General features: G+C 32.9%; 7 protein-coding genes. 1 reads left to right on the top strand and 6 read right to left on the bottom strand.

From position 1 onward, the window contains the following. Positions 1 to 257 precede the first annotated feature (257 nt). The 3 genes from ACESM9_RS13920 to ACESM9_RS13910 are packed head-to-tail and all read right to left on the bottom strand — an operon-like array spanning position 258 to position 2,378. Positions 258 to 1,118 carry an NAD(P)/FAD-dependent oxidoreductase gene (locus tag ACESM9_RS13920; RefSeq protein ID WP_372999930.1) on the bottom strand — a complete coding sequence of 287 codons (861 nt, stop codon included), beginning with the start codon at positions 1,116 to 1,118 and terminating at the stop codon, positions 258 to 260. A gap of 20 nt (positions 1,119 to 1,138) precedes the next feature. Next, positions 1,139 to 1,675, bottom strand: a complete 537-nt coding sequence (locus ACESM9_RS13915; RefSeq protein ID WP_372999927.1) for a GerMN domain-containing protein — start codon at positions 1,673 to 1,675, stop codon at positions 1,139 to 1,141. 13 nt (positions 1,676 to 1,688) lie between these two features. Beyond that, on the bottom strand, positions 1,689 to 2,378 hold the full coding sequence (locus ACESM9_RS13910; protein WP_372999924.1) for a TIGR01906 family membrane protein: 690 nt from the start codon (positions 2,376 to 2,378) through the stop codon (positions 1,689 to 1,691). A gap of 161 nt (positions 2,379 to 2,539) precedes the next feature. Here ACESM9_RS13910 and ACESM9_RS13905 point away from each other — a divergent pair, with 161 nt between their 5' ends. Further along, entirely contained in the window at positions 2,540 to 3,490 is a 951-nt protein-coding gene (locus ACESM9_RS13905; protein ID WP_372999921.1) for a hypothetical protein, read from the top strand. Here the strand turns inward: ACESM9_RS13905 and ACESM9_RS13900 are convergent. The 3 genes from ACESM9_RS13900 to ACESM9_RS13890 all read right to left on the bottom strand — a co-directional run. Continuing rightward, positions 3,479 to 4,234, bottom strand: a complete 756-nt coding sequence (locus ACESM9_RS13900; protein ID WP_372999918.1) for a sulfite exporter TauE/SafE family protein — start codon at positions 4,232 to 4,234, stop codon at positions 3,479 to 3,481. The genes ACESM9_RS13905 and ACESM9_RS13900 overlap by 12 nt on opposite strands. 2 nt (positions 4,235 to 4,236) lie before the next feature. Continuing rightward, positions 4,237 to 4,980: a hypothetical protein gene (locus tag ACESM9_RS13895; protein ID WP_372999915.1), complete on the bottom strand. Its 744-nt coding sequence runs from the start codon at positions 4,978 to 4,980 to the stop codon at positions 4,237 to 4,239. A gap of 73 nt (positions 4,981 to 5,053) precedes the next feature. Continuing rightward, positions 5,054 to 5,788: cation transporting ATPase C-terminal domain-containing protein (locus ACESM9_RS13890; protein ID WP_372999912.1), on the bottom strand; the 735-nt coding region annotated here is incomplete at its 5' end.

Below are 5,788 nucleotides of genomic sequence, written 5' to 3'. Positions count from 1 at the left end.
ATTACAAAACCGCCCAATTAGGGCGGTTAATTCTTACTCTCAAATAGTATCTAAATGAATTTATTATTGTAAAGCTTCGTTCAATTCCTTTGTCAGTTCATCTGCATCGATTCCATAACGCTGAGCAGCCTGCTCAACAGACAAATATAATGCTCCACCTCAGCCAAAGCACTTGATCCCGAAATTCTTAAAAACATATTCCAAATCAGGATGTTTGAATAAAATATCGTCAATTACCATTTTTTTATCTATCATACCTACACCTCCATGTTTTTATCAAGATATTTTACAGAGCTTAAAGCAGCTACATTGCCTTCTCCCACTGCCTTAGCAATTTGAAAGGGCTTTCCTGCACAGTCTCCACAGGCAAAAACACCTGGAATATTGGTAGCCATTGATCTGTCAACTTTTATTGAACCATCTTCCAGCTCCAACCCATCTAAAAGCTGATTAACAGGCAGTACATTTCTAATAAAGAATACTGCATCTATATCTATTTTCTCCTCAGATGTAGAAAGAGATGTGACCTTATTTTCGTTACCAATAACTGATATTGGTTTGCCTTTTAATAACGAAATATTACCATTTGTTGTAAAACTTGTTTTATAAAGAGGCAAATAGTATACCTTAGAGCAAATCTCGCTTAAAAACCTTGCCTCTTCTTCTCCTTCTTCATTTTCAGATACAATAGCAACTGTCTTATTCCGGTATAAAGGACCATCACATGTAGCGCAATATCCTACACCTCTTCCAAGGTATTGCTCCTCACCATCTAACAGTTTATTTCTAGCCTTGCCAGTTGCAATAATTATTGTTTTTGCATCATAAAAATTGTTCCCTGCGTTTATTGTAAAGTAATCACCCATATTAAGGATATTGTACGCCATTTCATTCTTCTTTTCTATTCCCATTTCCTCTAAATGCTTTTCATATATGGATATAAGTTCTTGTCCACTTATATTATTTATTCCAAGATAGTTCTCTATATTAGGAGCCTTGCTAAGCCCTGTTACCTTATCAGTACCAGCAAGAATTATAAAATCCTTGTTTCTTATTTTCAGGTTTAATGCTGCAGACATGGCTGCAGGACCTCCTCCTACTATTGCTGCATCAAACATACGAATACCTCCATTATACATTACTCTTTGTATATTTTTTCTTCCATCCTTTCCAAAGGCTCATCAACAATAATATGTTCTATATTTAAAGCAACACCTTCCACACTAGGAAGCACATATCTTATATTTTCTAATTCGGTCATAGTATTTACCAGAGAGCTTATTGTCATATCTTCTCCTGCTGCTCCTCCCCAATGCTCGGTATGCATTTCCTTTGAGAAATCTAAATAAACAGTTTCATCTTCAATCTCTACATTTAATATTTTGACTTCATTAGGTATAGTTTTATATAAATTTTCATCTTTAGGTCCTTTTATTAGCTCTTCTAATACTATTCTCGCATAATCTTCATTGTTTATGTTCTTTTCTACAGTAATAACTCTATGTTCAGGAACCACAAATTCGGCTTGAGAATTTGCAAAATATAATATTATATCCCTTGCTTCCTCTTGCTGAATTTCTGATTCAGTCGCAATATCTTTATCATCATTTTCCAATCCTGTGCATCCGCTAAAAATAACTACAACTATGAGTAATATAAATAGAATTCGTTTCATCACTGAGCCTCCATTATTGTCTATTTAGTTTTCTCCTAATATTAATTGTTAATCCTAATATAAATAATACTGCTTGTACTGTCAAATAATAGATAATTATTCTAAGTGCTACATCATAAAAGAAAGTTTCTGGAAAAATATTTACAAGTCTATCCACCTTGGGATCTAGTAACCATAGGTCATTGTTGAAAAATATCTCATGAAATATTGTGAAATATTTATAGAAATCAATATTTATAAGCATTATTAAAACAATAATAGGCAATGTACCCAGTATAGATGAAAGTAGAAATAGTTTACTTAAATTTGATTCTGATTTTTTAAAAATCAGAATACCTATTAAACAAAGAAAAAAAATAAAAATGCCGTTTCTGATATTTCTTCCAATAACGAAAAGATTTTTTACATCAACCATATGAAGTTTATCTCTAGGACTTAAGAATTCTTGCTCTTCTCCTCTTATTGCTACTTTAAAATCCAGATCTTTCCGCTTATCCTTCAAATAATTAAGAAGTTTTTCTGTTGATTCCATCAGATCCTCTTGTTTAATGCCCAATTTACCATATATATTATTTTTTTCATATTGGCTATCATAATAACTCATGTTAAAAGCAATCAATTCTGTTGCCGTAAGCAATATAAATAAAGATAGGAATAGTGCAAGTAAAACATAAAAACTATTCTTCAGTATTTTTTGTAACATTTATATGCTCCTTAAATTATTCTACAATTTTTTGATCCTATAATTTAAATTATATCATAATCTTATTGTGAAATTTATTTATATTTTTTAAATAATAGCCATAAAAATGTGCAATAAATATTAATTAAACCACCGGAAATAATAAAAAAGAGGTGATTTTTTTGATTAGGAAAAGAAATTTATATAAATCTATAGCTTTTTTGCTTATATTTATTGTAATAACCTGCCTCGCTTCCTGTTCTCCTCAACTAAAACCTTCACCAGGTGCTTCTCAGAAAGAAGATGAGAATAAACCGCCTAAAGAATTGGAAGAGTTGAGGAAAAGCATAGAAGAAATTGAGAAAACTCTTATGTCTATGTATGAAGATAAAAAGAAAGCTCAACAAGGCATAGTTTCTCCATCAGGTGGCGGTAATCAACAGGGACAAAGTGAAGGTCAGGGTGGTGAACAAAGTGGTCAGCAGGGCGGTCAACAAGGAAGCCAAAGTCAGATAACAATAGAAATGGAACCCAAAGAACTGACAGAGTTCACAAAGCAACAGCAGCTTGCAAAGCAACAGGAGGAACTTGCAAAAAAGCAAAAGGAAACTCTAGAAAAATTTGAAGACTTGAAAAAGAGAGTAACTGATTTGCACGGAAAGTGGAATTCTTATGAACCAAAAGCGGTAAAAGATTTAGCTCAGACAAAATCTATTGAGGAATTTGAAAAGAGTCTTGATGATTTAACGAGTGCCATACAATCAAAGGATGAATACAAAAATCTACTTGCGGTTAACTCTCTATATAAAACTTTACCCGATTTTTATGAGCTTTACACTACTAAAGAACCTCCAGACCTGGACAGATTAAGATATAGCGTAAAAAAAATAAAGCTATTGGCTGAAAAAGATGATTACAACTCTATGAAACCAACTATGGAATATCTTATAAATGTTTGGTCAGTAGCAAAACCTAAATTAAAAAAGGATGTAAATGATTTAATGAATAATTTTGAATTCGCATTAAACGACCTAAAGAGTGCAGTTGAAAACAAGAATAAAATAATAATCGATGCCAAATCAGAGGTGCTGACAAAAATAATAGATGAAATTGTAGAAAAATTAAAGGATTGAGTACAGCATTTTAATGATAAGAGCCAGAGCTATTGCTACAAATATTGGTTTAATTACTTTGGCTCCTTTTTTTATTGCAAACTTTGCTCCTGTCAAACCTCCTAATATCATTGAAATGACAAAGGGAATACCCAATAAAAAGTCTACACTGCCATTTAATCCAAATGTAATTAATGATGCAGCACAGCTTGTAAAATTAAGTATTCTTCCATTTCCTGCGCTTATGGGATAATCGAATTTATATATGCTTATAAAAATAAATATCAAAAAGGATCCTGAGCCTGGGCCAAACATTCCATCGTAAAAACCTATAGCGAAGGCTAATATACAACCTAAAGCAATATTCTTTTTTGTCAAACCCTGGAAATCATTGGAAGCGCCTAGATCCTTTTTACATATAGTATATATAGCGATTATTAATGTCAAAACCAATATGATTATCTCAAGAGCTTTTTCATTTATGCTTAAAACCGTTTCTACTCCCAATACTGCTCCTATAAGTGTAAAGGGAATCATATACTTAATCAAAGGAAAATATATCTTTTTTGATTTGGAATATGTCACGGTGCTGGAAAAAGAGCCAAAAAATGCACCAAGTTTATTTGTACCTAAAGCTAAGTGAGGGGGTATGCCGATAGCCATAACAGCCGGTATGCTGATTATACCACCTCCACCTGCAATAGAATCTACAAATGCTGCCATAAACCCGGCAGCACATAAGAATATCAATACTTCAAAGTCCATGGTTAATAAATCTCCAATCTATCATGTAACATTTCCTTAACTTTTTTTTCAATAAATGTAAAAAAATCAATATAATCATCTCTTATAATATGCTTTGCTTTGTCTATTATCCTTGAAGCTTTATCAATATCGATACTAATACCATGTCTAGCTTTCATGTGATAATCATAGTTTATAGAAAGTATATGACTACTTATATTCTCCTTATATACAAAATGTTGAAACCTTTTAAAACTATTCTTCAGTTTTCCAGTCTCTAGCCCATAATATTCCTCTAAGCTGGACTCAATTTCATGCATTGTGTGATTATCCTTCAATGCTTTATCAAGCAGCTCCAAAAGATCTTCATTTTCATTGAGGATTTCAAATTCTACAGCCATTTCAATAAAGTTATGAGCTTTCCAAAGTCCAAATTCCACAGGAATATTGCATGCGTCTATCACTTCTTCTACTATACTTTCAGCTTTTTGGAAGCAGTACCCCATTGACCCTTCATATGCATCATCCCCATAATAATCAAGACCTTTAGGTGAAACAGTATGGGTTGTTGCAGATATTGCAAAATCTAAAAACTTAGAGTTTTTCTCATAATAATAGTCGTACAAATCCCAGCCGACTCTATGGGTAGCTTCATAGGGCAATTCTCTGGATACAAGAGCATCGGGAAATATGGAACCCAGCACAGTCATATTATTCGAGTATCCTAATACATTTCTGCTAAACCATATATGGGTAAATGGAAACATAAAAACACATCCCAAAGTATTATATACTATTACATTATATAATACTTTGGGATTAAAAAGAATGGGTTTATATTTATTGATTTTCAGATGGTCTCATTATAGCCTTTATTATCTCATTAACTATCAATGGTGTCAAAGCAAATACTATAACAATTGCCCAGTCTCTTAAATTTAAGTTATGAACACTAAATGCACTGGCAAGGAAGGGTACCGAAATAACAACCAACTGTAAGAATAATCCTACTCCTATGGCTCCTATAAGATACTTGTTAGAGAATACTCCTATTTTTAATATTGATTTTACTGAGTTTCTCATTGATAATGAATAGAACAACTGTGAAGCTGCTATAACCACAAAGGACATAGTCCTAGCATATGTCAACACTTCTTCAGGTATATTTTTTGAACCTAAACTATATCCATGTTCAGTTATTCCAAAGTAGAAGGCTACCAATGTCAATATACCTATTAAGCTGCCCCCGATTATGGCTCTCAGTCCTGCCCCCTCAGCAAAGAAGCTTTGCTTTGGATCTCTTGGTTTCATCTTCATAACATCCTTATCTCCGGGGTCTACTCCAAGAGCTATAGCCGGCAGTGAATCTGTAATCAGGTTTATCCATAGTATTTGGGTAGGCAGCAATGGCACAGGCCAGAAGAATAATATGGAAGCAAATATGGATATAACCTCGCCCAGATTGCATGATAATAGAAATATAACAGCCTTTTTTATGTTTGCATAGATGTTTCTGCCCTCTTCAATTGCATGGACTATAGTTGTAAAATTATCATCTGTCAATATCATATCGCT

Source organism: Lutispora sp., assembly GCF_041687175.1.
Lineage (GTDB): Bacteria > Bacillota > Clostridia > Lutisporales > Lutisporaceae > Lutispora.
The sequence above is the reverse complement of the archived record's forward strand: the minus strand, read 5'-3'. Positions and strand labels throughout refer to the sequence as shown.

Bases quoted from the DNA above. Each gene is read 5' to 3' on its own strand.
- ACESM9_RS13920 (WP_372999930.1), bottom strand. From the start codon at position 1,118: ATGTTTGATGCAGCAATAGTAGGAGGAGGTCCTGCAGCCATGTCTGCA.
- ACESM9_RS13915 (WP_372999927.1), bottom strand. From the start codon at position 1,675: ATGAAACGAATTCTATTTATATTACTCATAGTTGTAGTTATTTTTAGC.
- ACESM9_RS13910 (WP_372999924.1), bottom strand. From the start codon at position 2,378: ATGTTACAAAAAATACTGAAGAATAGTTTTTATGTTTTACTTGCACTA.
- ACESM9_RS13900 (WP_372999918.1), bottom strand. From the start codon at position 4,234: ATGGACTTTGAAGTATTGATATTCTTATGTGCTGCCGGGTTTATGGCA.
- ACESM9_RS13895 (WP_372999915.1), bottom strand. From the start codon at position 4,980: ATGTTTCCATTTACCCATATATGGTTTAGCAGAAATGTATTAGGATAC.